At 66.6% G+C, this 24575-nt stretch carries 23 protein-coding genes; 16 read left to right on the plus strand and 7 right to left on the minus strand.

Features of this window, described 5'->3' with window-relative positions; genetic code table 11:
• Positions 1-43 precede the first annotated feature (43 nt).
• Both ASG79_RS11520 and ASG79_RS11525 read right to left on the minus strand, forming a co-directional pair.
• Positions 44-2044 (minus strand): acyl-CoA dehydrogenase family protein, encoded by a 2001-nt coding sequence (locus ASG79_RS11520; protein WP_056391116.1) that lies wholly within the window; start codon positions 2042-2044, stop codon positions 44-46.
• Between the two features lie 61 nt (positions 2045-2105).
• Positions 2106-2408, minus strand: a complete 303-nt coding sequence (locus tag ASG79_RS11525) for a hypothetical protein (protein ID WP_026266177.1) — start codon at positions 2406-2408, stop codon at positions 2106-2108.
• A 269-nt stretch (positions 2409-2677) separates the two neighbouring features.
• On the opposite strand from ASG79_RS11525, the gene ASG79_RS11530 reads away from it, so the two are divergent.
• The 4 genes from ASG79_RS11530 (at position 2678) to ASG79_RS11545 (ending at position 9257) form a co-directional block, all read left to right on the plus strand.
• Positions 2678-4135, plus strand: a complete 1458-nt coding sequence (locus ASG79_RS11530) for a DUF3375 family protein (protein ID WP_056391119.1) — start codon at positions 2678-2680, stop codon at positions 4133-4135.
• The gene (locus ASG79_RS11535; protein ID WP_056391123.1) at positions 4128-4940 is read left to right on the plus strand and encodes a DUF4194 domain-containing protein; all 813 of its coding nucleotides are present in this window, start codon (positions 4128-4130) and stop codon (positions 4938-4940) included. Before ASG79_RS11530 ends, ASG79_RS11535 begins: the two co-directional genes overlap by 8 nt.
• Positions 4937-8410 carry an ATP-binding protein gene (locus ASG79_RS11540; protein ID WP_056391126.1) on the plus strand — a complete coding sequence of 1158 codons (3474 nt, stop codon included), beginning with the start codon at positions 4937-4939 and terminating at the stop codon, positions 8408-8410. Before ASG79_RS11535 ends, ASG79_RS11540 begins: the two co-directional genes overlap by 4 nt.
• Positions 8411-8594: 184 nt before the next feature.
• Entirely contained in the window at positions 8595-9257 is a 663-nt protein-coding gene (locus tag ASG79_RS11545) for a hypothetical protein (protein ID WP_056391129.1), read from the plus strand.
• 54 nt (positions 9258-9311) lie between these two features.
• Here the strand turns inward: ASG79_RS11545 and ASG79_RS11550 are convergent, their stop codons facing one another.
• Positions 9312-9806 carry an FBP domain-containing protein gene (locus ASG79_RS11550; protein WP_018771917.1) on the minus strand — a complete coding sequence of 165 codons (495 nt, stop codon included), beginning with the start codon at positions 9804-9806 and terminating at the stop codon, positions 9312-9314.
• A gap of 353 nt (positions 9807-10159) precedes the next feature.
• On the opposite strand from ASG79_RS11550, the gene ASG79_RS11555 reads away from it, so the two are divergent.
• The 7 genes from ASG79_RS11555 to ASG79_RS11585 all read left to right on the plus strand — a co-directional run bounded on the left by ASG79_RS11555 (position 10160) and on the right by ASG79_RS11585 (position 18590).
• Entirely contained in the window at positions 10160-11248 is a 1089-nt protein-coding gene (locus ASG79_RS11555) for an iron-siderophore ABC transporter substrate-binding protein (RefSeq protein ID WP_056391132.1), read from the plus strand.
• Positions 11249-11261: 13 nt separating this feature from the next.
• On the plus strand, positions 11262-12341 hold the full coding sequence (locus ASG79_RS11560) for a FecCD family ABC transporter permease (RefSeq protein ID WP_056391136.1): 1080 nt from the start codon (positions 11262-11264) through the stop codon (positions 12339-12341).
• Positions 12341-13372 carry a FecCD family ABC transporter permease gene (locus ASG79_RS11565; RefSeq protein ID WP_156400195.1) on the plus strand — a complete coding sequence of 344 codons (1032 nt, stop codon included), beginning with the start codon at positions 12341-12343 and terminating at the stop codon, positions 13370-13372. The genes ASG79_RS11560 and ASG79_RS11565 overlap by 1 nt, the downstream gene beginning before the upstream one ends.
• Position 13373: 1 nt before the next feature.
• Positions 13374-14186, plus strand: coding sequence for an ABC transporter ATP-binding protein (locus tag ASG79_RS11570; protein ID WP_056391142.1), 813 nt, complete (start codon positions 13374-13376; stop codon positions 14184-14186).
• Positions 14187-14260: 74 nt separating this feature from the next.
• Positions 14261-15268 carry a siderophore-interacting protein gene (locus ASG79_RS11575; RefSeq protein ID WP_200953167.1) on the plus strand — a complete coding sequence of 336 codons (1008 nt, stop codon included), beginning with the start codon at positions 14261-14263 and terminating at the stop codon, positions 15266-15268.
• 181 nt (positions 15269-15449) lie between these two features.
• Positions 15450-17645 (plus strand): DNRLRE domain-containing protein, encoded by a 2196-nt coding sequence (locus ASG79_RS11580; RefSeq protein WP_235509791.1) that lies wholly within the window; start codon positions 15450-15452, stop codon positions 17643-17645.
• A gap of 99 nt (positions 17646-17744) precedes the next feature.
• A complete protein-coding gene (locus ASG79_RS11585; protein WP_026266174.1) occupies positions 17745-18590 on the plus strand; it encodes an SGNH/GDSL hydrolase family protein in 846 nt (281 codons plus the stop codon).
• Here the strand turns inward: ASG79_RS11585 and ASG79_RS11590 are convergent.
• On the minus strand, positions 18587-18910 hold the full coding sequence (locus ASG79_RS11590; RefSeq protein WP_056391153.1) for a YciI family protein: 324 nt from the start codon (positions 18908-18910) through the stop codon (positions 18587-18589). The genes ASG79_RS11585 and ASG79_RS11590 overlap by 4 nt on opposite strands.
• A gap of 60 nt (positions 18911-18970) precedes the next feature.
• Between ASG79_RS11590 and ASG79_RS11595 the strand changes: the two genes are divergently transcribed.
• Complete coding sequence (locus ASG79_RS11595) at positions 18971-19468, plus strand: MarR family winged helix-turn-helix transcriptional regulator (protein WP_026266173.1); 498 nt, start codon at positions 18971-18973, stop codon at positions 19466-19468.
• A 43-nt stretch (positions 19469-19511) separates the two neighbouring features.
• Complete coding sequence (locus ASG79_RS11600) at positions 19512-20273, plus strand: SGNH/GDSL hydrolase family protein (protein WP_018771907.1); 762 nt, start codon at positions 19512-19514, stop codon at positions 20271-20273.
• A gap of 30 nt (positions 20274-20303) precedes the next feature.
• On the opposite strand, the gene ASG79_RS11605 is transcribed toward ASG79_RS11600, so the two are convergent.
• From ASG79_RS11605 to ASG79_RS11615, 3 genes are read right to left on the minus strand one after another with little or no spacing between them, the layout of a single operon-like run.
• Positions 20304-21080 carry an FAD:protein FMN transferase gene (locus ASG79_RS11605; RefSeq protein WP_082581735.1) on the minus strand — a complete coding sequence of 259 codons (777 nt, stop codon included), beginning with the start codon at positions 21078-21080 and terminating at the stop codon, positions 20304-20306.
• 28 nt (positions 21081-21108) lie between these two features.
• Entirely contained in the window at positions 21109-21582 is a 474-nt protein-coding gene (locus ASG79_RS11610) for an FMN-binding protein (RefSeq protein ID WP_056391156.1), read from the minus strand.
• Positions 21579-23051 carry a ferric reductase-like transmembrane domain-containing protein gene (locus tag ASG79_RS11615; RefSeq protein ID WP_056391159.1) on the minus strand — a complete coding sequence of 491 codons (1473 nt, stop codon included), beginning with the start codon at positions 23049-23051 and terminating at the stop codon, positions 21579-21581. The genes ASG79_RS11610 and ASG79_RS11615 overlap by 4 nt, the downstream gene beginning before the upstream one ends.
• A gap of 318 nt (positions 23052-23369) precedes the next feature.
• On the opposite strand from ASG79_RS11615, the gene rpmB reads away from it, so the two are divergent.
• The 3 genes from rpmB to rpsN are packed head-to-tail and all read left to right on the plus strand — an operon-like array spanning position 23370 to position 24081.
• Positions 23370-23606, plus strand: a complete 237-nt coding sequence (rpmB, locus tag ASG79_RS11620) for a 50S ribosomal protein L28 (RefSeq protein ID WP_013602738.1) — start codon at positions 23370-23372, stop codon at positions 23604-23606.
• Positions 23606-23773 (plus strand): 50S ribosomal protein L33, encoded by a 168-nt coding sequence (gene rpmG, locus ASG79_RS11625; RefSeq protein ID WP_013602737.1) that lies wholly within the window; start codon positions 23606-23608, stop codon positions 23771-23773. Before rpmB ends, rpmG begins: the two co-directional genes overlap by 1 nt.
• A 2-nt stretch (positions 23774-23775) precedes the next feature.
• A complete protein-coding gene (rpsN, locus tag ASG79_RS11630) occupies positions 23776-24081 on the plus strand; it encodes a 30S ribosomal protein S14 (RefSeq protein ID WP_009358853.1) in 306 nt (101 codons plus the stop codon).
• Positions 24082-24575: the final 494 nt, after the last annotated feature.

Below are 24575 nucleotides of genomic sequence, written 5' to 3' on the forward strand. Positions count from 1 at the left end.
CCGGGTGATAGCAAGCGTGCTTACTATTTTGTGACCTGCGGCTTTACCGGTATTTCCGGTGCAGGTCCTCCTTCCTGGATGGGCCCGGCGAGGCATCGGCGATCCACGGGCCGGTGCCTTCGGACTGGTCCAGGACCCCTGCCTCAAGCCATAGGTAGTCACCGGCGAGGACCTTCCGCGTCAACGCCCGGTCGGCATCGTCGGTGTTCCGCCATAGCTGGTCAAAGTACTCGTCCACCCGCACCCTGGCCTGCTCGCAGTAGGCGTCGGCAAGCTCGTAGGCGCCGGCAGCCTTTTCCGGGGCGGTTTTCAGCAGCATCTCTGCACGGGAGCAGCATGCAGTCATGGCGAACAGTTCGGCGCCGATATCCACCACTCGGCCCAGGAACGCCTGCTTCCGCTCCAGCTTGGCCTGCCACCGGCCCATGCCATAGAAGGTCTGCCGGGCCAACCGGCGCGACGACCGTTCAACGAACCGAAGGTGTTTGGCCAGCCTGCCGAACTCCCCGTAGGAGCGGGGGTCCATGCCGGCGCCGGCCACCAGCTTGGGCAGCCACTTTGCATAGAACCCGGAGGCGCCGACGGCGGCCTTCGCTTTGTCCGCCATGCTCGCATCCAGCGAAGCAAGGTCGCCGGCGGCAGCCAGGTGCGCATCCACCGCCTCGCGCGCAATCAGCAGCCGCATGATTTCGGAGGACCCCTCGAAGATCCGGTTGATCCGCATGTCCCGCAGCTGCTGCTCCGCCGCTACGGCACGTTCACCGCGCGCGGCCAGTGAGTCAGCGGTCTCAAACCCCCGTCCGCCGCGGATCTGGACCAGTTCGTCCGCGATCCGGCAGCTGATTTCCGTGGCCCAGAGCTTCGCGAGCGCGGCCTCGATCCGGACGTCCTTCTGCCCGGCATCGGCAAGTTCTGCGGAGAGTTCGAACACGGCATCCAGGGCAAAAGCCGTGGCCGCGATGAAGGCGATCTTCTTGCCGACTGCCTCATGTTCACCCACGGGCCTGCCCCACTGGGTACGGGCGTTGGACCATTCACGGGCAATCTTCAGGCTCCAGCGCCCGGACGCCACGCACAGCGCCGGAAGCGCCAGGCGGCCGGTGTTGAGCGTGGTCAGCGCGATCTTCAGTCCCTGGCCCTCCCGGCCCAGCCGGTTGGCGGCCGGCACCCGCACCTGGTGGAACCGGGTAACCCCGTTCTCGATGCCGCGCAGGCCCATGAAGGCATTGCGGTTTTCCACCGTGATGCCCGGCGAGTCCATTTCCACCACGAACGCGCTGATGCCGCCCTTGTGCCTGGTGCCGTCCGGATCGGTGTGCGCCGGGACAACTGCCATGACCACCACCAGTTCCGCGATCACCCCGTTGGTGGTCCAAAGTTTCACGCCGTCCAAAAGGTACGCGTCGCCGTCGTCCGTGGGAGTTGCCGTGCTGCCCAGCCGGGCGGGATCGCTGCCCACGTCCGGTTCGGTGAGGAGGAAAGCAGTGACGGCGCCGGCAGCGCACCGCGGCAGGTACTCACGCTTCTGTTCGGGCGTGCCGAACACCTTGACCGGCTCGGGCACGCCGATGGACTGATGGGCGGAGATGAGGGCGCCCAGGCTGGGGTGCACGCTGCCCAGCAGGGCAAGGGCCCTGCCGTAATAGACCAGGGAGAGGCCCAGGCCGCCGTATTCCTCCGGGATCTTCATCCCGAAGACGCCCAGGGCAGCCAGATCCTTGATGTATTCGTCCGGAATCTTCGCTTCCCGTTCAATGACCCGCCCGGACATGGTTTTGGCGAACTCCGTGAGGCGGGCCATGAATGCCTCGCCCTTGTCCACGGAAGCGGTGTCGGCAGCCGGCCAGGGATGGACGAGGCCCAGGTCGAAACTGCCCAAATAGAGGCCCTTGGCGAAGCTGGGACGGTCCCAGCCGGATTCACGGGCGGCTTCGGCAACGGCCCGGGCATCTTCGGCGGTGGCTCCGGCGCCGATGTTGCCGGCGGGGACGGGGGTTTCTTCAGCCGGGGCGTCTTTGGCCTGGCTGTCAGTTGCGGAGGTCATGGGTTATCTCCTTGGCCGGAGTGGCCGGTGTAGCCATGGATCCGCCGGGTTGGAGAACCCTTCAGCTGTCCCTCAAGATTACCCGCGGGTAGGTTCCGGTGCTAGGGGATGGCTGCGCCTGGAAATCGCCGGGCAGTTCCACGGTGGAGGCCCGGTGGACCAGCCGGTCCCAGCCGGAGTTGATCCCGTGGACCACCGCCAGGAGCGTATTGGCCACCACCATCCAGGTGAGCTTGCCCACCCCCAGCAGCGCCAGGGCAACCAGCCCCGCCGAGAGGACGAATGCGGCCAGGACTGCGCCGAACACCAGCGTCCCGATGAAGACCAAGGTGGCTGTTTCCACTGAGCTTAGATCGAACTGCATGAATCCCCCTGCTGCGACGTTGCTTTGCATAAGACTGCGGTGGCGAAGACCAGTAGCAGAAGCGTAGGGGGACAGCTGCGCGGCCAGCCAGACCCGGCACGGGCGGGGGAGCCTGTTGATATGGGATCGAAATGCTACCGGCAGGTAGGTCACGGAGCGGTCGCGGCGGCTGCGTTAACCTTGTAGTTGGCAGTTTTCCGGTTCGTCCCCTGCGTGCCGCCCCTGCCCGGTCCCCGTTCAGCCCCCGTTCAACAGTCCAAGGAGAGTGCGTGCCCCGCTCCGCCAGGTCATCCGCTGACGCCATCAGCGCCCGGCTCCGGGACCTCGAACTCCTCACCAAGGGGCCCGCGTGGGCACTGACGCGTTCGGCGCCCTGGGTGATCGCCGTGCTCCAGGCTTCCTTCACCCGCACCCGGCCGCAGGTGCCGCTCGAGGAATTCCATGCCGACGTCGACTCCTTCCTTGAGGAGCTCCGGCGCCAGGATCCGGGCCTGGGCGGAGGGGCCAGCGGAAAGGCGTTCGGGGATGAGTGGACCCGGCGGCAGTTCCTGACCCGGCGGAACCAGTCAGGCCAGATCGTCTACGAGGCCACCGAGCCTGCAGCACGCGTGCTCGCCTTCCTTGACAGCCTTTCCAGCGAGCGGTCCACGTTGAACGGTTCCCGGCTGGGCACCCTGCTGGGGGACGTGGAAAAGCTCGCCAACGAGACCAACCCGGACCAAAGTGCGCGCCTCGAAGCCCTGGAAGAGGAAATCGAAGAGCGGCAGCAGCTGATCCAGGACATCAGCACGGGCGACTTCGACGGCCTGCTTGACGACGACGAGGCCGTGGAGGCCGCCGGAAACATCCTGGACCTGGCCGCCAGTTTGCCCGCGGACTACAAAAAGATGCGCGACCGGATCGAGGAACTGGTGGGCGGACTGCGCAACCAGATCATCGAGGAGTCGCTGACCAAGGGCGCCACCATGGCCCAGGTCCTGGAGGCGGACAAGCGGCTCCGCCAAAGCCCGGAGGGCAGGACGTTCCGGTCCTTTACCGCCTTCCTGGAGGACCCGCAGCAGCAATTGCGGTTCCGGTCCGCGATTGGGGAGGTCCTGAGCCGCCAGTTCGCGGATGACCTGTCACCTGACGACCGGGAGACACTGAAGAACCTGGTGGCCGAGCTCCGGCAGCAGCACAGCCAGATCCAGCGCATCTACGGCAAGCTCAGCGAAAGCCTGAACACGTACGTCCAGAGCGACGACTTCCGCCAGTCGGTCCGGCTCCGGAAGGTCCTGCGTGAGGCAGAACAGGCCATCCGTTCACTCCCGTACGAGCGTGAACGGCCCGGCCTGGTTCCCGGCCCCGTCCTGTACAACGCAGGGTTTGAGTCACTGTCCATGGTGAAGCTCTTCGACCCCGACGAGTTCGCGGCACCACCCAGGCTGGCCGATCCCATCGCGTTTACCGACTCGGACCGGGTGCGCTCGCCGCGGACGGGCAAGGCCAGGCCCGACGTCGTCCGGTCCGCCATGGCTGGGGCTGCCACGCTCGCCGACGCCTGGCAGCAGCTGCCGCCCGAAGAGCAGCACATCAACACCATCCGCGCACTGCTGTCCGAGGCCCTGCACGCCGGGGCCGACTTCAACCGCAGCACCTGGGATGGCCTGGACTTCGAACAGATAGACGGCTCCACCCGCAGGGCCTACCTGCCCGTGGTTACGCTCGCAAAGGATCCACATGACTGAAGTTTCAAACGCTGAGGGCCCAGAGCTGATCGAAGACCAGCCGCGCGGCGAAGGGGCGGTGGCGGCACCGGGCGTTGAGCGCCCCTTCGCAGTGTCCCCGCGCGACACCTTCGTCGACGGCGCTGCCCTGTTCCCCGGCGATACCGGCGTCCTGTCCATGAAAGTGCGCCAGGCCCTGGTGAAGCTGTTGAAGGGCCCGTACATCGACGGCGGCCGGGACGAAAAGCTCTGGACGGTACTGCTGGACAACCAGGTGATCCTGCGCAGCCGCCTGTCCGAGCTGTTCCTGACCCTGCAGCTGGACCACGAGCGGAAAATCGCGGTCCTTCGCCCCGTGGACCCGGACGTCATCGGCGGGAGCGCCCGGTCCAGCATCCTGCGCCAGCAGCGTGCCCTCAGCCGGGTGGAAACCATTGTGCTGCTCCGGCTCCGCCTGCTGCTGGACCGGCACGTCACGGCCCAGACCGACCCCACCATCACCCGCGAGGAGATCACGGACCTGGTGGCGCACTACCAGCCCGCCGGCCAGCAGGACGCCCTGCGCGACTCCGATGTGGTCACCCGTGCCATCACCAAGCTCCTGGCCCGCCAGCTCCTGCTCCCCACTGGACTGGACGACGTCTACACCATCTCCAACGCCCTGCCCCTGGCCCTGCCGTTCGAAAACATCGGCGACATCCCGGCCCACATCGAAGCCCTCGTAGCCGCCTCGGCTGACCAATCAGGAACGGAGCCGCTCCTGGACCTGGAGGACACAGCCGCCGCGGAGACGAACGGAACCACGTCCGAGGAGGATGACCAGTGACCATCGCAAGCATGCTCCCGCTGGGGGATGTCACCAACCCGGGCCAGATGCGGCTTGCGTTGGTGCAGGTGGTCAACTGGGGGACGTTCCATGGAGCGCACACCATGCATGTTGACCGGAACGGAACCCTGCTGACCGGTAACTCGGGCGTGGGTAAATCCACGCTGTTCGACGCGATGCTGCGGGTCTTCGATGCGCGGCCGCGGTCAAACGAGGCGGCGGCGCAGCGGTCGGGCGGTGCCGTGGAGGACAAGCGGACCACCTTCACGTACATGCGCGGCAAGGTGGGGGACAAGGCGGTGGGGGAGGGCTCGGCGAGTGCGTTCCAGCGCCCGGGTGCCACCTGGTCCGCCGTCGCCCTGACCTTCGACAACGCCGCCGGGACGCGGGTGACGGTGTCGGCGCTGTTCGACCTGCCCAAGAACGGCACGGAGTCCAGCGTGGGCCGGTTCTACCTGATCGACAACGTGCCCCTGGACCTTGAGGCGGTTGAGGGCATCGCCGACAAACGGTTCACCAAGGGCGCGCTTGAGGCGATCTTCCCGCACGCCCAGGTCTTCGACGTGCACAAGGCGTTCGCGGAGCGGTTCCGCCGGCTGCTGGGAATCAACTCGGACCAGGCCCTGCCCCTGCTGCGCGTCATCCAGGCCGGCAAGGGCCTGGGCGGCAGCGTCAACACCTTCTTCCGCGACCAGGTGCTGGATGCCCCGGCAACCCTTGCCGCCGCCGATGACGTGGTGGAGGAGTTCAGCAACCTGATGTCCATCCGCCAGCGGCTGGAGGATGTCCGGCAGCAGCGCGACCAGCTGGCGCCGGTGCCGGGACTGAACCGCGAATATGCGCAGTCGCTGCTGGACGCGAACCGGCTGCGGGAGCTGGTGGGTGGGGAGTTCGAGGCGTACAGGCAGCAGCTCGCCGTCACCGTGCACCAGAAGACGCTGGTCCGTTTCCGCGAGCTGGCGCAGGCGAAGGCGAAGGAACTCGGCGCCGAGCGTGCGGTCCGCGACAACCTGGCCAAGGAACTGCGGCAGCTGGAAACCGAGTACAACAACCAGGGCGGCAACGCGATTTCCGCGATTGAGCAGTCGCTGGAGAACGCCCGGGTTGGCCTGAAGCTGCGGCGCCAGGTGGAGGAGGCGGCGCAGCAGGCATTGGCCGACGCCGGGCTGCAGCTTGAGTGGAGCGCGGCCGGCTGGGAGCAGGCACACGAGCAGGCGGCGGCACGGTCGGCCGAGCTGAAGGATGATTCGCAGGCTCTGCAGGAGCTGCGGTTCGAGGCCTTCGACGCCCACGCCAGCCGCAAGCGGGAGCTGGCGGCTGCCGAGCAGGAACTCGTGTCGTTGAAGACGCGCAAGTCCCTGCTGCCGCCGTCGAGCATTGAAAACCGTGCCGCCATCGCCGCTGCCACCGGTATTGCGGAAGACCGCATGCCCTTTGCCGGCGAGCTCATGGACCTCGCAGACGGCGAGGAACGGTGGCGCCCCGCTGCCGAGCGTGCGCTCCGCAGCCTGGCCACCACCCTGCTGGTGCCCGGTGAGCACTTCGGCGCCGTCACCCGCTACCTGAATGACCACAACGTCCGCGGCGCGCTGCGGGCAGTGGACGTCTCCAAGCCGCTCGCCGGCGGCGCGCTCGCTGTGGAGGACGTGCGCGACGGCGACCTGCTCACCAAGCTGGATATCCTCGAGTCCGGCGCGGCGGCCGAAGCCGGCGGGTGGGTCCGTGAGCGCATCGCGCTGGACTTTGCCTACCCCTGCGTGGAGGACCCGGACGAGCTGGCAGCCCTGGACAAGGGCCTGAGCCTGGGCGGCGTGGTCAAGCGGAACCGCCACACGGTGGAGAAGGACGACCGCTTCACCAGCCGCCAGGACTACGTCCTGGGCTTCGACAATGCCGCCAAGCTGGAACTCGTGGCCGGCCAGGTGGAGGACCTCCGGCAGGAAGTGGCCAAGGCCGCCGAACTGGCGCAGAGCCGCGAGGACTCGCACCAGGGCATGAGCCGCCAGCTCGACGCCCTGCGCCGGATTGCCGAAGACGACCGGCCCTGGGAACAGGTGTCCGCGGCCGTTGCTGCCGATGAGCTCACCAGGATCGAGCAGCGGCTCAAGGACGCACTTGCCGCGCAGGCGGACCTGGAGCCCCTGCGCGCCACCATCGAGGAGGTCCGGCAAAAGCACCAGACCAGCACCGAGTCCGCGGCCGTCCTGCAAAGCGAATACAAGGCATTGGACCGCCAGCTCACGGCTGCGGATTCACTGCTGGAAGCGGCGCGTGACCGCCTGGCCCAGGCGCCGCCGTCGGACGCTACCGTGACGGCGCTGGAACCGTACTTTGCGGAATTCGGCGACGTTACCGAAATGCACGAGCTGGACAACCTTGCCAACCGCGTCCGGACCACCCTGCTGGGCGAACTGCACACTGCTGAATCACGGGGGCAAGGGACAGCCGAGCGGCTCACCCGGATTTTCGAAGGCTTCGTCCGGGAGTGGGGCAGCGCCATTTCGGCGGACCACGGCACCAGCATCGGCGCGGCCAGCGAATTCGAAGCCCGCTACCATGCCATCGTCAACGACGGCCTGCCGGCGCAGGAGGCGGAGTTCCGGCAGTTCTTCAACCAGCGCACGCACGAATCCTTCAGCACCCTGCTGCACCTGCTGGACGAGGAACGCCGCTCCATCACCAGCCGCATCCTGCCCCTCAACGGCATCCTCTCCCAGGTGAACTTCCATGAGGGCAGTTACTTGGAGCTGGATATCAAGCAGACGCTGCCGCCCACTGCCAAGCAGTTCAAGGACGCCATCCAGAACGCCTTGAAGGCCCGCCACGCTCGGCCGGCCAGGACGGACGCCGCCAGGGGGGAGGGGCCGGACGGTGACGACGCCGAGCTCACCGCGCGCTACAAGTCCCTGGAGACCCTGGTCAAGAGGCTTGGCTCGCAGGCGCCGGAAGACCGGCGGTGGCGGGCGGAGGTGCTCGACGTCCGCGGCCACCTGTTCATCCAGTGCAAGGAGCACCGGGAAGTGGCCGGCCCGGCGGCTGGCAAAAAGAAGGGCGGCGGCACGAAGACCGAGGTCTTCATGCACGCAGACACCGGTTCCATGTCCGGCGGCGAGCGGCAGCGGTTCACCGCGTTCATCATGGCCGCGGCCCTGAGCTACCAGCTGGGGATCGCCGATCAGGGCTTCACCACCTACGGCACCGTGATGATGGACGAAGCGTTCGTGCTCGCCTCCGAGGAATTCGCCGGCGCCGGCATCAAGGCCCTCCACGAATTCGGGTTCCAGCTGCTGCTGGCCGCCCCGGAAAACGTCATCGATCTGTCCCGGCACCTGGGCTCCGTCACCGAGATCCTCCGTGACCGCCGCACCAACCGCTCCGGCGTCCTCACGGCCCCGGTGATCCGGCCGCGTCCGGGGGAGGAAGGAGCCTGGCGCTCCGAGGCAAACCCGGTGGATATCGTCCTGCGCTGAAACCGGATCCAGCAATATAACAAATTGATGGATTTATCGCTCCGGCCGTGGTGGCCGGTCTTTTCGCTGTGCCACTCTGGGCTTTACCAACTCACCTCGCCAGAGTAGATCCCATAGGTACTGCAGGATGCTGGGTCCGCACTTTCTCCGAGAGAACGATGGCGTCCTCTTGAAAGGCACCCCCATGCGCCCACGGCACCCCGCTCCAATCCTCCTTGTGATAACAGCCGCAGCGGCGCTGTCCCTCGCCGCCTGCGCGGACTACGCCCCCGCAGGGAGCGGGGGCGCGTCCACGGAGACTGCCGTTCCGCCGCCCTCGCCTGCTCCCACGTCCGCGCCCACTCCTGCCGGGATGGTGACCTATACCTTCCCCGATGGCCGGCTGTCCTTTGCCCATCCGGCGGACTGGCGCGTGGTACATGAGCAGGTTTCCGCATCACCCCCGGTGGAAACGGCCGCCGTCATTGATGCCAACGGCGCCGGGCGGGTCAACATCTACTACAGCCAGGTGGGTGACGCCGTGGCCGGTCCTGATGCCAGGTTTGTCCTTGCGGCGGACCCTGTGCCGGGGCTGGTGGGCCACACAGTTCCCACGCCCCATTCGTCGTTCTTCGCCGATCACGTCAATGGTGCCGTTGAGTACCGCATGGGGCTGACGGCGGGATTGCCGGTGTCACCGGACGGCAAGGTGCAAAACGGGCCCGTCATGCTCGGCGACCGCATTTTGGCCGCAGACGTGCTGTTCACCGGTCCGCCGTTTGCCAATGACGAGGCGGCGAAGGCGTGGTACTGGGGCGGGGACGGCCAAAAACTGAAGGCGTTGCTGATGAGCTTCTCTTACCGCTGAGGCACATGGGGAAGCCCTCCGTCACCGGAGTGATGGAGGGCTTCCGCTGACCGCCTACTTATTCTGCACGCGGGCCAGGAACTGCGCGGTGCGGTCCTGCAGGCCCTGGATCTGGCGTACCACGACGGCCGCCGGATCGGGGTTGATCTCGTTGGCCGGCGGTTCCTTGCGGACGTTGCCACAACACAGGAAGTCGGCGCAGATCAGGGTCCCCACGGTGTTGCCGTCGCGTCCTGACTGGCCTGCGCGCCTTGCGACCCAAAGGAGCACGTCCTCCTTCGAGAACACATCCCGGCACAGTTCGCACAATACCGAGCGGTTCTTCCTGGCTCCTCCTTCGGGCGCCCGGAGGAGGATGCCCGTGAGGCCCTTGGGGCCGGGAACCACCAAGTACCCGCGCAGCGGCATCTTTTCATCGCGCCAGCCCAGGAACTCCAGGCTGTCCCAGTCCAGGGCGTCGAAGTTCCTGGGCAGTGTCAGCTTGGCTGCTTCTGAGCGGCTGGCGTTGACGAAGGATGAACGGATTTGTTGGGGCGTGACTGATTGCATGGCTGAACTTTCGTAAAGGGTGGGCGGCCCTAAGCCGGGCCGGGGTAACAGGGGAGTCAGTCAGTCTCCGCGGAGCAGGCCAAAGCGGCCACCCCGCTTCCCATGGCAGCGGCGGCCGGAACGACCTTTTGCATGCGCATTGTTCCCGTTGTTCCGTTTCTGTTCAGCGTGCCCTGGTAAGGGTGCCCTGCCGGCAAGGCAATCCTGCCAAATGTGCCCCGCCCTGTCCAAGAACCTGATGGCGGATGTGGCCTTTGTCACGTTGCGGGATTAGGTGACAAAAATGTTGCGTAATCGACATTTACATAGGTTAGCCTTACTTAAGTTTCCAGCAGCCTGATCCAAGGAGCCCCGTGACGTCCCCCCTCTTTTCCGGCCCTCTCTCCACCCGCCGGACGCTTTTCTCTTCCGCCGGCAAGGCGGCTGCGGTGCTCGCCGCGGCAGCCTTGACCCTGTCCGCCTGCAGCACGGGTCCGGCCTCTTCAGTGGCTGGCACGGGCGGCACCGGCAGCAGCACCCAGTTCCCGGTGACCATCGGCCATGCATTCGGCCAAACCACCATCGAGAAGCAGCCCGCGCGCGTGGCGACGGTTTCATGGGTGAACGACGACGTCGCGATTGCCCTCGGCGTGGTGCCCGTCGGTATCCCCAGGAACGAGTGGGGTGGCAATGACAAGGGGTCCACCCCCTGGAAGGACGCGGCGCTCGAAAAGCTGGGGGCCGGATTCGGATCGGCCAAGGCCCCCGTCCAGTACTCGGAGGCGGACGGCATCAACTTCACGGAAATCGCCAAGCTCGCCCCGGACGTCATCCTCGCCGCCTACTCCGGCCTCACCGAGGAGGACTACAGGAAGCTCAGCGAAATCGCCCCCGTGGTGGCGCACCCGGAAGTGGCCTACGGAACCTCGTGGCAGGACTCCACCACCATCATCGGCAAGGCCCTGGGCAAGGAAGCGGAAGCGGCCAAGCTGGTCTCCGACACCGAGGCCACCGTTAAGGACAAGGTCTCCCAGTACCCGCAGATCCAGGGCAAGAGCTTTATCTACGGCAACCTGGAGCCCGCCCGGGGTGACGGCGTCAACGTCTACACCGCCAACGACAACCGTCCCCGCTTCCTCACCGAAATCGGCATGACCCTGGCCCCGGTGGTCGCGGAGAACTCCAAGGGTTCCAAGGAGTTCTACCTTTCCTGGTCCGCCGAGAAGGCGAACGAACTGCAGTCGGACATCTTCGTCACCTGGGTTCCCGACGCGTCCACCGCGGAGGCCATCAAGGCTGATCCGCTGCTCGGGCAGATCCCGGCCATCAGGAAGGGCGCCCTGGTGGCCGACCAGGACAACACCCTGACCCTGTCCATCTCGGCGTCGTCGCCGCTGAGCCTGCCGTGGTCGCTGGATACGTTCCTGCCGCAGTTGGCCACGGCGGCGGATGCAGTGAAGTAGGGGCCGCGCCTTCATGGGTACGACGACGGTACGTCCGGCCGCCGGCACGGGCACCCAGGTGCGGGCCGGGGCAGCCGCTGCTCCCGTCTGCGGTGATGCGCCGGGAACGCGAGCCGCCTGGCTGGCCAGCGCCGTCGTCGTGCTGGTGCTGGTGGCCGGGGCGTCGCTGGCCGTAGGGGCACGGGAGGTTCCCCTTGCGACGGTATGGCAGGCCCTTTCCGCGTTCGATCCCGCCAACGGTGACCATGCCGTGGTGCTGGCCCGCATTCCGCGCACGGTCCTGGGCCTGCTGGCCGGCGGCGCGCTGGGCCTGGCCGGGGCCGCGATGCAGGGAGTTGCCCGCAATCCGCTGGCCGACCCCGGCATTCTTGGCGTCAACGCCGGAGCCGCCCTGGCGGTGGTCGCCGGCATTTACATCTTCGGTGTGGCCACCTTCTCCGGCTACGTTTGGTTCGCCTTGATTGGGGCCGCTGCTGCCGCAGTGGTGGTATACCTCATCGCCTCGCTGGGCAGGGAGGGAGCCACCCCGGTCAAGCTCGCGCTGGCCGGAGCCGCGCTCAGCGCCGGACTGTCCTCGCTCATGAACATCATCCTGGTCTCCAGCCAGGACACCCTGGACAGGTTCCGCTTTTGGCAGGTGGGCGGCATCGCGGGCCGTGACTGGACCGTACTCCTGCCCGGCCTGCCGATCCTGGCCGCCGGTGCGCTCATCGTGCTCCTGGCCGGCCGCACCCTCAACAGCCTGGCGCTGGGGGACGACATCGCGCGGGGGCTTGGCCGGCGCGTCGGGCCCTCGCGGGCCCTGGTGGCCCTGGGCATCGTCCTGCTCTGCGGCACCGCCACGGCATTGGCGGGCCCCATCGGCTTTGTGGGCCTGGTGGTACCGCATGCCGTGCGTGTCCTCACCGGGCCCGACTACCGCTGGATCCTGGCCTTCTCCCTGGTGGCGGCTCCGGTCCTGCTCCTGGCCGCCGACATTCTTGGGCGGGTGGTGCTGCCGCCGGGCGAAGTCCCGGCCGGCATCATGACCGCCCTCATCGGTGCGCCGGTGTTCGTGTGGCTGATCCGCCGCGGAAAGGGGGCCGGGCTGTGATGGCCAAGGGGGCCGGCAACCGGACCGCCGTGCTGGGCGCCGCCGTCGTGCTCCTGTTTTTCGTATCCGTCCTGCTGGGCAGCTACACGGTGACCGTTCCGGACTTCTTCGCCATCGTCTTCAACCATGTGACGGGCGGCGCCAGGATTCCGGGCGCCAGCTTCATCGTGATGGAGAACAAGCTTCCGCGGGCCGTCATCGGCACCATGACCGGGACTGCCTTCGGGCTGGCCGGCGCCCTGTTCCAGACCATGCTGCGGAACCCCCTGGCCAGCCCCGACGTCATCGGCATCAGCTCCGGGGCCAGCGCGGCGGCGGTGGTTGCGATTGTCATCTTCGGCGCCTCCGGTGCGCTGGTTTCCGGGGCGGCGCTGGCGGGTGCACTGGCCGTGGCAGGCCTGATCCATGCGATCTCCAGCGGCGGTGCCACCCGCAGAGCAGGCCGGGGGAGCGCCGCCGGAAACCGGCTGGTCCTTGCCGGCGTCGGGATCGCTGCCGCCCTGCACGCAGTGGTCAGCTTCCTGATGACCCGCGCTGACATCCGCACTGCCGCCGACGTCCTGGTCTGGCTCAATGGATCCCTGAACTCCGCCAACTGGGACCGGGCCGGCGTCCTGTTCCTGGCGCTCGCGGTGCTGGTTCCCGCCGTTGTGCTCATCGCCGGTCCGCTCCGCATCCTGGAACTGGGTGATGATGCCGCGGCCGGGCTGGGGGTCCGCGTCAATGCCGCACGCCTGGCGCTGGTGGCCATCGCGGTATCGCTCGCGGCAGTGGCGACGGCGGCCGCAGGGCCGGTGTCGTTCGTCGCCTTCCTGGCCGCTCCCATCGCCCGCCGCTTCGCCGGCAAGGCCAGCCTGCCGGCGTCGGCCCTGGTGGGCGCCCTGATTGTCCTGGCGGCAGACTATGTCGCCGCCAACCTGGCACCCCTGTTCCTAAACGGCACCGTCCTGCCGGTGGGTGTTGTCACCGGCGCGCTCGGCGCCCCCTTCCTGCTGTGGCTCCTGGTCACGGCCAACCGAAAGGATGCCTGACGTGGCACTTCTCGAAGCACGCGACCTGACGCTCACGTACGGCCAGCGCTGTGTGGCGGACGGGCTCAACGTCCGGATTCCCGAGGGCAGGGTGACCATGATCGTGGGTGCCAACGCGTGCGGAAAGTCCACCCTGCTCCGCGGGCTGTCCCGGCTCCTGAAGCCCGCCGGCGGCACCGTTTCCCTGGACGGCAGGGACATCCACACCCGTCCGGCCCGTGAACTGGCCCGGACCCTCGGCCTGCTTCCCCAGCACCCCACCGCCCCGGACGGCATCACCGTCCGAGACCTGGTGGGACGCGGGCGCTACCCGCACCAGGGTTTCTTCCGGAGCAGGAGTGACAAGGACGACGCCGCCGTGCAGCGCGCGCTGGAAGCCACCGGGACGCTGGACCTCGCCGGGCGTGACGTGGACGAACTGTCCGGCGGCCAGCGGCAGCGGGCCTGGATTGCCATGGCACTCGCCCAGGAAACCGACGTCCTGCTGCTGGACGAACCCACCACCTACCTTGACCTGGCCCACCAGGTGGAGGTCCTGGACCTGGTAACGGACCTCAACCGCAGACGGGGTATCACCGTGGCAATCGTCCTGCACGACCTCAATCTGGCGGCCCGCTACGCGGACCACGTCATCGCCATGAAGGACGGCACCGTGACAGCGGTGGGGTCCCCGCGCGAGGTGGTGACGGAAGGACTGGTCCGCCACGTCTTCGGCCTGGAGAGCCGGGTCATCCCGGACCCCGTTTCGGCCACCCCGCTGATCATCCCCATCGGCCGCCACCACACTGCCTACGAACTGGAGCCCGTCCCATGACGACCCGCGACACCGCCCGAGCACAAACGGCAACTGCACAACCGGCAAGTGCCCAGCCGATGACCACCCAGCCGATGAGTCTCGCCTTTGAGGTCACCGTTTCCTCCGTCCAGCAGCTCAGCCCCACCTTCCGCAGGATCACGTTCGGTGGCTACGCGCTGCGTGACTTCGGCGTCCAAGGCCACACCCTGGACCTCCGGATCAAGCTCCTGATTCCGTCCCTGGCCCCGGACGGCTCGCAGCTGCCGCTGCCGGCCGTCAGCACCGGCCGGCCCGGCTGGTATCGGGATTGGCTGGCCATGGACCCGGAGGTGCGCGGCTCGATGCGGACCTACACCGTCCGTGAGGCGCGGCTGGACGCGGTCTATCCGGAGATCGACGTGGACTTTGCGATGCACAAGGACGGGCCGCACAACAGCGGGCCGGCCGCGGTCTGGGCCCTGAAAGCCAAACCCGGTGACGCCCTCACCATCATCGGGCCCAACAACCGTGCCGCCCACTGCATCACCGCCGGGACATACTCCGGCATCGAATGGCGGCCCGGCCTGGCCCAGCGCATCCTCCTTGCCGGTGACGAAACCGCAGTCCCCGCCATCTCCGCCATCCTCGAAACCCTCCCGCCGTACATGAGCGGGCAAGCGCTCCTGGAGGTTCCCCAGGCCGGCGACTTCCTTGAACTGCAGTCTCCGGCGGACATCGAGATCACGTGGCTTGCCCGCGGCGCCGTCATCGGCCGCTCCCGGCCGCACGGCCAGCTGCTGCAGGAGGCCGTACGCACAGCAGTCCCCGTGCCGGGCTGGGTGGGCATCAAAGCGGACGGCGGCGGCGCCGGCCCGGAGCCCGAAGACGTCAACGTGGACACGGACATCCTCTGGGAAACCCCCGCACGCCTCGACACGGGGGACATCGGCGCCGCCGGCAACCCCGGAATGCCCGCCGGCGCCATGCCCTTCTACGCCTGGATCGCCGGTGAAGCCGCCGTCATCAAGGACCTGCGGCGCTACCTGGTGCGCGACGTGGGGATGGACCGGAAACAGGTGGCCTTCATGGGTTACTGGCGGCAGGGCAAAGCCGAAGGCTAACCCCGGCCCGCTCGGCGCCCTCCGCGCAGTAACACAAATTTTCAGCAATTGCCAATTAGGGAAATTGCTGTGTCACAGGGTGTGACACGCGTATGCTTCGGATATTTCAACTGGAACATTAAGGTCTCATTCCATGAAAACTATCCTGCGGCCAGCTGTTTCCGTCCTGACACTCTTAGTCATGCTCGCCTCACTTGCCGTAGTGGGCAGCGTGGCGAACGCGGTGGGAGCGCTGACATTCGCGCCGACCGCCGACAGTTATGTCCAAGCCGACCGGCCAACGGAGAACTTCGGGACCAGTGTGCGTTGGTCCACGGAGGGCCGGACAAGCATCTCGCGGAGCAGTCTCCTGCGGTTCAACGTCCAGGTCCCCGCCGGGGAACACGTCGTCTCGGCAAAGCTGCGGGCATATTCTGAGGCGGCGGCAACGTCGACCGAGTTTGTGGACGTTTACGCCACCAGCGGCACATGGGCCGAAACGGGCGTCACCTGGAACAACGCACCGGCCCGCGGGAGTTGGCTGGCCAAGGCCGGCGGGTTCGCCACGGGGGCCTGGGTGGAATGGGACGTTACCAAGGGCGTCGGCGCCACCGGCGGCGAGCAGAACTTCCGGCTCGAATCCAGCGCGCAGAAATGGCTGGGCTTCAAATCGAACCAGGCCCTGGACGCGGCACTCCGCCCAAAGCTGGTGGTCACCACCGCCGCTGACGCCGTGGTGACAAGCCCCGCCCCGACGCCAACCCCCACCCCTACCTCCACCCCTGCGCCCGCGCCCACTGATGCGGGCGGAGTCCAGGCTGCTGCCACGCAGAACTGGGGCGCACCTGTGGCCGGGGACGAGTTCAACTACACCGGAGCCCCGGACGCTACCAAATGGAACGTGTACAACAGCGCAGGGCACGCCGGCCAAGGCATCCGCAGCCCGCAGCAGGTAACAGTGGACGGTTCCAAGTTGGTCATGAGCGGGACCCCGGACGGGACCACTGCCGGCATGTCCGCGAAGTTCGCCAAACAAAAGTACGGGCGGTGGGAAGTCCGCGCCGCCGGGTCGGGCGACAATGAGTACCATATGGTTTCGATCCTGTGGCCGGACAGCGGAAACTGGCCTTGCGACGGCGAAGTGGATTACGCGGAAACAACGGGCGCCTGGAACGTGATCAACTTCTTCCAGCACTTCTCCTGCAGCAACTCCCAGACCAGGGCCAGCAAGACGCTGGACGTGACCCAGTTCCACAACTACGCAGTGGACTGGTCCCCCGCCGGGATGGTCGGATACGTGGATGGCGTGAAGTGGTTCGAGGACACCGACCCCACCCACCAGCCTCCGGGCAGTATGCACCAGACGCTGCAACTGGACTGGTTCCCTGATTCCACTGCTGACGGTGCTGCGGAAATGCGCGTGGACTGGATACGTGTCTACCCGGCCGCCGGCGGGACGAGCCCCACCCCGACTCCAACCCCCACCCTGACTCCAACCCCCGCGCCTACCACGCCGCCGGCGGGTGATTCCTTCGAGTTCGCCGCTGTTGGCGACATGAACCCGTCAGGAAATACGTCCACGAGTTCGGCGTCCGGCAAGAACGCCGCCAGCATCATCAGCGGCCTCAACGATGGTTCGTTGGATAATTTCCTTGCCATCGGCGACTTCCAGTACGACAAGGGGACCTGCTCGGCGCTTGGAGCGTGGAACACGCTGTGGGGCGGGTTGAAAGCCAAGACGTACTGGACCACGGGCCCCAACCACGATGTGGAGCCGGGTGTGAACGATGACGTGGACCGGTTCATGGACGGCCAGTGCGTCAACACCACCAAGTCCGCTACCAGCACCACTCTGGGCCGGTTCCAGGATGCGCTGGAGTGGTATTCGTTCGATAAGGGGAACTGGCATATCCTGGTGGCGCCCACGGCCACATGGCGCTACAACGTGGCCCGGGCGCAGGCGATGACCGCCGAAATGGACGCTGACCTGAAGGCGGCCAAGGCCGCGGGGAAGCATCTGGCGGCCGTCTACCACGACCCGTATTTCACGTCCGACACATCCAGCCACACGCGCTTCACCCAGGCGAAGCCCTGGATCGACATGTTCTGGAACAACCGGGTGAAAGTCCTGCTGTCCGGGTCCCAGCACAACTATGAGCGGACCTGCCCGGTGAACAACGCCGACCAATGCGTCCCCGACGGCATGCAGCAGTTCCAGGTGTCCACCGGCGGTATCGGCCTCCGATCGTTCGCGAGCAACCCGGCCTACGTCCAGCGGAAGTTCAGTGATACCTGGGGCCACCTGAGGATGAGCCTGAAAGCGGACGGCTCCTACACCTGGGAGTTCCGTCCGGTTTATGGAGGAATGCAGACGGACAGCGGGTCCCGGACGCCATAAGCGCTCCACCGGATCCCGCAGCGCTTTCCCAGGCTCCCGCTCACTTACTGTTCATCCCGGCGTCGTCCTTGCTTTTCCCAGCGCCGCTACGTTGGGGCGGTGGTGACTGGATCCTTGCTTCCTGACTCCGGGCGGCGGGTGTTTGTGGCCCTTGGCGACTCCTTCACCGAAGGCGTGGGGGACCGGGATGAGCGCCTGCCCAACGGGGTGCGGGGGTGGGCCGACAGGGTTGCCGAGAAGCTCGCCAAGGCGCAGCCGGGGTGGAAGTACGCCAACCTGGCCATCAGGAGCAAGCGGCTGCGGCACATCATCGACGAGCAGCTGGAGCCGGCACTGCGGATGCGGCCAACACTGGTGACCTTGTACGCCGGCGGTAACGACATCCTGGACCTGAAAACCGATATGCCCGCGCTCATGGCGGACTATGAACAGCTTGTTGCCCAGCTCGCCGGCACGGGGGCCACAGTGGTCCTCTTCACGGGGTTCGACGTCAAGGTTTCCGCGCTCCTGGAGCCGTTGAAGAAACGCAACGCCTACTACAACCAGCGGGTGCGGGACATCGCGGAAAAGTACGGGGCCGTGCTGGTGGACTACTGGTGCCTGGATGCCTTCCACGACGCCAGGATGTGGGACTCTGACCGGCTCCACATGTCCAAGGCCGGGCACAAATACCTGGCCGGGCAGGTGCTGGACCAGCTGGGCGTGCCGCACAAGATCAAACCCCGGGACTGGGAGCCACCACCAAGGTTGGGCCTGCGCGAATGGGAACGGCGCCAGCGGCGCTGGGTCCATGACTGGGTCCTGCCGCTCTTTGGCCGCAAGCTCCGCGGGGTGACGCTGGGGGACAGGCTCAGCCCGCGCTGGCCCAAGCCTGTGAAGGTGCCGCGGAAAGGTGGCCTGAAGAAGCTCGCCGCAGAAGGGTACGACGGCGGCAGCCCACCCTAGCGGCCTGCGTCACCTTGGCCGGTTTGCGCGGGCGGGGTGTCCAACAGGTTTTCGAACCCCGGGGCCACCCGGCCGGCGTGGAACTCCAGCACCTCGAAGTCGGCCACGCCGTTGATGTAGAACGGGTCCTGCGCAAGGCTCGCGTCAAGGGTTTCCCGTTCAGCCTGCGAGAGCAGCAGCCCTCCAGTGCGGGGAATCTTGCGGCCGGCGGCAATGAAGACACCGTCGTCGAACGCCTTTTGCAGCCAGGCGATGTGGGCGTCGTTGTGGAAGTCGACGATCTCCTGCGGCACGCGGTAGGTGAGGGAGACAACATACATGGGGCAAGCCTACCGGTGCCGCTTCCAGCTACTTGAAAGATCAATCGTAGAATGGGGGCCATGACCGAACCCCGCTGGCTCAACGCTGACGAACGCCGCGCCTGGCTGGCGCTGGTGAGCATCAATACGCTGCTGCCGGCGGCCCTCGACACCAGGCTGCATGCGGCCGGGAAGCTGTCGCTCTTCGACTACACGGTCCTTGCCATGCTGTCCGAGGCAGACGACCGGTTCCTGCCCATGAGTGAGCTCGCCGCCCGCAGCAGCGCTTCACTGTCCCGGCTTTCGCATGTGGTGACCAAGCTGCAGAAGCGCGGCTGGGTGGAGCGGCGTCCCCACCCCCATGACGCAAGGGTGACCACCGCGCACCTCACGGAGGAAGGCATGGCCACCATCGTTGGGCTGGCCCCGGGCCATGTTGAGGACGTCCGCGACCTGTTCCTCGATGCCCTGACCGGGCAGGATGTGCTGGACCTGGCGCGGATCGGCGAGAAAGTGGTGGGACGCCTGGACAAGGACCACTGGATCCTGCGCGAAACCCAGCCTGACCAAGCGACATAACCGGCGATTGGTTGCTTCCGGCAACGGATGGCAAACTAACCGCATGGATTTCACTTCCCGGTTCGTGGCCCTTGGCGACTCGTTTACCGAAGGCGTCGGTGACGACGACCCCACCCGCCCCAACGGGGTCCGCGGCTGGGCGGACCGGGTGGCGGAGCAGCTCTGCGCCGCTGATCCGGATTTCGGCTACGCCAACCTGGCCATCCGCGGCAGGAAGCTTCGGCAGATCGTGGCCGAGCAGGTGGACGCCGCCGTCGAACTTAAACCCACGCTGGTGAGCATCTACGCCGGGGCCAATGACATCCTCCGCCCGCGCGTGGACATCGATGACCTCCTGGTGGAGTACAACGACGCCGTCGGGAAGCTGGCGGCCACCGGCGCCACCGTGGTGATGTTCACGGGTTTCGATGCCCGGGGTTCAAAAGTGTTCGGCACCATGCGCGGCCGCACCGCCATCTACAACGAACTGGTCCGCGGAATCGCAGGGGACCACGGCGCCCTGCTGGTGGATTACTGGCGCTTCAGCGAGTACTACGACTGGGGCATGTGGGCCCACGACCGGATGCACATGTCCGCCGCCGGCCACGCCAACATGGCCAAGCGCGTCCTCGAGGTCCTCAAGTACGACCATTCCATCGACGTCCCGCCGATGACCCCGGTTCCGGAGTTGAGCGGAGCCGACGCCCTCCGCGCCAACGCCCGGTGGTTCCGCGAGTACGCCGCGCCGTGGGTGGTCCGGCGCGTCACCGGCAAGTCGTCCGGCGACAACCTGCAGCCCAAGTACGCCCAGCTCACCCGGCTGTAGCGGTTGTAGCGGCGGTGGGGCGCGGGCGGTTCAGGCGGGATGGAAGGCCGGAGTCGCCAGCGTGGAGCCGTCAGCGCGGATCGCCAGCACGGCAACATCCCAGATGTCCGTGGCGCGGTTCAGCATCTGTGTTCCGCCGGCGACGATCGCCGTGGCCAGCACGTCGGCGGTGACAATGTCCGCGGCGGCCACGGTGACCTGGACAAACCCGGCGCCGCGTCCCACCCGCCAAATGTGCTCACCGCGTTCAGCGGAGCCGGAGGTGGCGATCGCACTGTGCCGGCTGCCCGCGCCCAGTGCGTAGCCGGTAATCAGGGTTTGGCGGTCCGCCGGATCCACGATGCCGGTTTTCCAGGGCTCGGCGCTGCCGGGGCGTGGTGAGCCGCTGACCAACACGTCGCCCCCGGCATTCAAGCACCAATCGTGCCGGCCCAGGGCCTGGAGCGACGTGCCCGCCTCGCGGATGGCATGACCCTTGATGATCCCGGACAGGTCCAGGACGCCGTCAGGCCGTTCCGGGGTGAAGGCGCCCTCCGTGCGCAGCCGCCATTCGTGCGCCTCGGCGTACCGCTCTCGCATCTGGGCTGAGGCGCCCCGCAGCATCAGCTCGCCGCGGGCCAGCCTGGCCGCTTCCGAATCCGGGCGGTACAGGCTGAATTGTTCGTCCAGGTCGCGGAAAAGGCGTTCGACGACGGCGGTGGCGGCAGCCAGCTCATCGAGCCCAGGCCGCCCTTCCGCAGGGGAGCTGACGGGCAGCGTCAGCCCGATGACCGTGCCCATGCATTCAAAGGTGCGGGCCTTCAGCATGGCGGCGGGGGTTGCGGCGTCCAGGGGGCTAGAGGTGGGCTGCATCGATGGCCGCCTGGACTGAGGTCAGGTACGCGTCGCTGGTAATGGTGGCGCCGCTGACGGTCTGGACATCCGCCGACTGCGCCGCGAGGACCTTGCTCCGGAGCAGGGGTGCCGCGCGATTGCTGATCTGGACGGATTTGCCATCGGTGTTGGTGAGCTGGAGGGCGGTGATATCCGTGATCTTCCCGTTGGCCACCGTGATCTGGACCTGCACGGGACCGAACCGGGTCTGCACGGCGGTTCCCTTATAGGTGCCGGAAGCCGAGGTGCCCGAAGAGCCCGAGGAGCCGGACGTACCCGTACCCGTCGAGCCCGTACCCGTCGAGCCCGTGGTGCCTGACGCCGTCGTGCTTGATGCGACGGTGCTGATGCCGCCTGCCTGGGTGCCTGTTTGCCATCCCGCCAGGAGGATCCCGGCGGAGGCCAGGGCCGCTGCGACTGTTCCGCGTATTTTCACCAGTCAAACCTTTCGTGATGGATCTGTTCCCCGGAGACGCCGGCTTTCCCGGCATCCGCCATGACGTTGGCCGCCCACGCCGCCGGGCCGCAGACGTAGACGTCCGCATCCGCGATGTCAGGCACGTAGGAGGTGAGGCTGTAGCCGTTCCGCACGGCGTCCCCGGGAAGCCAGGTGGAGTGGCCGTGGGCCCTCGGCCCGGTGAGGTGGAAGAGCCGGACCCCCCTGGCCTGGCAGAGGTCGAGGATTTCGCTGCCCAGGTACAGCTCCTGGTCGGTGTGGCCGCGGAGCAGGACTGTCGCCTCGCCGGGAGCAAACGGCGTGGTTTCCAGCAGTGCGCGCAGGGGTGTGATGCCGATGCCGGCCCCGATCATCACCACCTTGTTCCTGGTCCTGGCAGCCGTGCTGAGCAGTCCGTAGGGACCCTCCAGCGCCACCTTGGTCCCCTTCCGCAGCCGCAGGAGCTGGGCGGAGCCGCTGCCAAGGTTCCGTACGGTGACCCGCAGCGTCCCCTGGCCGTCCGGGCCATGGAAGACGGGTTCGGCGGACAGGCTGAACGGGTGGGGATGCCACCACAGTCCCGGAGCCAGGAAGCGCCAGATGAAGAACCGTCCGCCCGTGCCCGCCAGCTGGTCCAGTTTCCGGCCATTCATGACGATGTTCACCACGCCAGGCGCCACGGCCTCCACGCGGGCCACCGACAGTTGGTGCCGCGCCGTGGCCAGTACCGGCTCCAGTACCCGGAAATACACCAGGGCAGCGCCGGTGTAGATGCAAATGGCCAGCCAGTACCAGCGCTGCCATGTGCCTGCCGCAAAGAGGCCTCCCACGCTGAACTGGTGGGGGAGCGACGTTGCCACCGCGGCGTAGGTCAGGAGGTGCACCACGTACCAGAACTCGTACGGGAAACGACGCCGCACAGCCACCAGGGACGTGACGACGACCGCGATGAACAGCGCCATGGAGACAAACGCCAGCCACATGTCCGGCACCTGCACCCAAAGGTTGACGGACTCGGTGAACGGATCCAGTCCTTCGGCCATGCCGTACCCAGCCGCGACCAGGAGGCCGTGTGCCAGAAGCAGGTACAGCGAAGGCTTTCCCAGCTTCCCGTGGAACTCCAGCGCGCGGTCGTGGCCGATGGTGCGGTCAATGAAGGGAATCCTCGCGGCCAGCAGCAGCATGAGCAGGACCAGGTCCATGCCCGCCAGCCCGGCCACGATGCCCGCCGCCGTGAACAGGGACGCCGGCGACGTGATCGCGGTGGCCCCGCCGTCGGCAAGCCAGAGGGCAATTGCGGCGGCAACGGAGGCCCAGGCAATGAGCGTCAGGAGGTCCGTCCGCAGCATGCGCTGCCGGTACTGTCGGGCAAACCAGCCACGGGCGGGCCTCTTCGCTGAAGGTGATGAAGGCTCCGGGCGGCCGGAGCTGCTTGCGGCCGGAGATGCCGGCAGGAGCTGCGTGTTCATGTATCCAAGGTGCTTGGCGAAGCTATGTGCCTGCTGTGAAAAGGACCAACCTGTGGCTGTGACCTTCCGGCGGCCCTTATACACCCGATGACCCCCGATTGGTCTTTAATTGCGCCAACTCGTAGACTTGGTAGGCGCTAAGTGCGCGGAGCGTGCGCAATTGCTCCGGTTGCCCGGTAATTTTCTCCAGGGTGGCCGGTAGTTAGGGGCTCAAGTTGCGTGACTAACCGTTGCCCTTCTGCATTTTTGGGTCGCCCTTAGCAGCATGGTCCAGCAGCAGATATGCGGATCATTACTTTCAATTCTTGAGGAGAAGTCATGGCAGCACACTGCCAAGTGACCGGGGCCGAGCCGGGCTTTGGGCACAGCATTTCGCACTCGCACCGCCGCAACAAGCGTCGGTTCGATCCGAACATCCAGAAGAAGCGCTACTGGGTTCCGTCCCTGCGCCGTAACGTCACGCTGCAGGTCTCTGCACGTGGCATCAAGACCATCGACGTACGCGGCATCGACGTAGTCGTCGCCCAGATCCTGGCTCGTGGGGTGAAGCTCTAGTGGCTAAGGACAAGGACGTACGTCCGATCATCAAGCTCAAGTCGACCGCGGGTACGGGTTACACCTACGTAACCCGCAAGAACCGTCGTAACGATCCGGACCGCATGGTCCTGAAGAAGTACGACCCCAAGATCCGCCAGCACGTCGAATTCCGAGAGGAGCGCTAAACATGGCTAAGAAGTCCAAGATTGCTCGCAACGAGCAGCGCAAGGTCATCGTTGAGCGTTACGCTGCAAAGCGCCTCGAGCTGAAGAAGACCCTGGTTGACGAGAACGCAACCGACGAAGCACGCGAAGCAGCCCGCCTGGGCCTGCAGAAGCTGCCCCGCAACGCGTCCCCGATCCGTCTGCGTAACCGCGACATCATCGACGGCCGCCCCCGCGGTACCTTCCAGAAGTTCGGCATCTCCCGTGTCCGCTTCCGCGACATGGCCCACAAGGGCGAACTCCCGGGCATCACCAAGTCTTCCTGGTAATCCAGCACCGCTGAATCCAGCTGCTTGAGAAGGGCCGGCAACCTTAGGGTTGCCGGCCCTTTTGCTGTCTGCCGTGATGACTGCCGGATGTGCGGCAGCGCACACAGCGCAATTACGACGGCGGGAGGCCGGCGGGTGCCCCGCATGGCCGTTCCTGCCCCGGAATCCCGGGGAATTGCAGCCATTGGATGAGCGGTTTGCGGTGGGCCACGAGTGCGTGTATTGTTTTCTAAGTCGCCGCGGGGGAGACAGCCAAGAGCTGGTAACCGCGGGTGGCCAAACCCCCAAATTCAAGACCAAATTCTGGTCGCTCCTTAGGGCGCCGGAAATTGGTGGGGGACCGTCTTCTGGTCTGATGGGAATCCTGAGAAATGGATTTGCGTCGGGGTGGTTGATCGGGTAAGTTTGGAAAGTTGCTCCGGAGCGAGCCTGGACGTTGGTTTGGGTGGTGCCGGGTGTGTCTGTTGTTTGAGAACTCAATAGTGTGCCAAGTT

Source organism: Arthrobacter sp. Soil761, assembly GCF_001428325.1.
Lineage (GTDB): Bacteria > Actinomycetota > Actinomycetes > Actinomycetales > Micrococcaceae > Arthrobacter.

What these genes read in the sequence shown, in the direction of transcription:
- ASG79_RS11580 (WP_235509791.1), top strand. Translation starts at nt 15,450, where the DNA reads ATGCTCGCCTCACTTGCCGTAGTGGGCAGCGTGGCGAACGCGGTGGGA.
- ASG79_RS11575 (WP_200953167.1), top strand. Translation starts at nt 14,261, where the DNA reads ATGAGTCTCGCCTTTGAGGTCACCGTTTCCTCCGTCCAGCAGCTCAGC.
- ASG79_RS11545 (WP_056391129.1), top strand. Translation starts at nt 8,595, where the DNA reads ATGCGCCCACGGCACCCCGCTCCAATCCTCCTTGTGATAACAGCCGCA.
- ASG79_RS11600 (WP_018771907.1), top strand. Translation starts at nt 19,512, where the DNA reads ATGGATTTCACTTCCCGGTTCGTGGCCCTTGGCGACTCGTTTACCGAA.
- rpsN (WP_009358853.1), top strand. Translation starts at nt 23,776, where the DNA reads ATGGCTAAGAAGTCCAAGATTGCTCGCAACGAGCAGCGCAAGGTCATC.
- ASG79_RS11595 (WP_026266173.1), top strand. Translation starts at nt 18,971, where the DNA reads ATGACCGAACCCCGCTGGCTCAACGCTGACGAACGCCGCGCCTGGCTG.
- ASG79_RS11590 (WP_056391153.1), bottom strand. Translation starts at nt 18,910, where the DNA reads ATGTATGTTGTCTCCCTCACCTACCGCGTGCCGCAGGAGATCGTCGAC.
- rpmB (WP_013602738.1), top strand. Translation starts at nt 23,370, where the DNA reads ATGGCAGCACACTGCCAAGTGACCGGGGCCGAGCCGGGCTTTGGGCAC.
- ASG79_RS11525 (WP_026266177.1), bottom strand. Translation starts at nt 2,408, where the DNA reads ATGCAGTTCGATCTAAGCTCAGTGGAAACAGCCACCTTGGTCTTCATC.
- ASG79_RS11520 (WP_056391116.1), bottom strand. Translation starts at nt 2,044, where the DNA reads ATGACCTCCGCAACTGACAGCCAGGCCAAAGACGCCCCGGCTGAAGAA.
- ASG79_RS11535 (WP_056391123.1), top strand. Translation starts at nt 4,128, where the DNA reads ATGACTGAAGTTTCAAACGCTGAGGGCCCAGAGCTGATCGAAGACCAG.
- ASG79_RS11560 (WP_056391136.1), top strand. Translation starts at nt 11,262, where the DNA reads ATGGGTACGACGACGGTACGTCCGGCCGCCGGCACGGGCACCCAGGTG.
- ASG79_RS11605 (WP_082581735.1), bottom strand. Translation starts at nt 21,080, where the DNA reads ATGCTGAAGGCCCGCACCTTTGAATGCATGGGCACGGTCATCGGGCTG.
- ASG79_RS11565 (WP_156400195.1), top strand. Translation starts at nt 12,341, where the DNA reads ATGGCCAAGGGGGCCGGCAACCGGACCGCCGTGCTGGGCGCCGCCGTC.
- ASG79_RS11615 (WP_056391159.1), bottom strand. Translation starts at nt 23,051, where the DNA reads ATGAACACGCAGCTCCTGCCGGCATCTCCGGCCGCAAGCAGCTCCGGC.
- ASG79_RS11550 (WP_018771917.1), bottom strand. Translation starts at nt 9,806, where the DNA reads ATGCAATCAGTCACGCCCCAACAAATCCGTTCATCCTTCGTCAACGCC.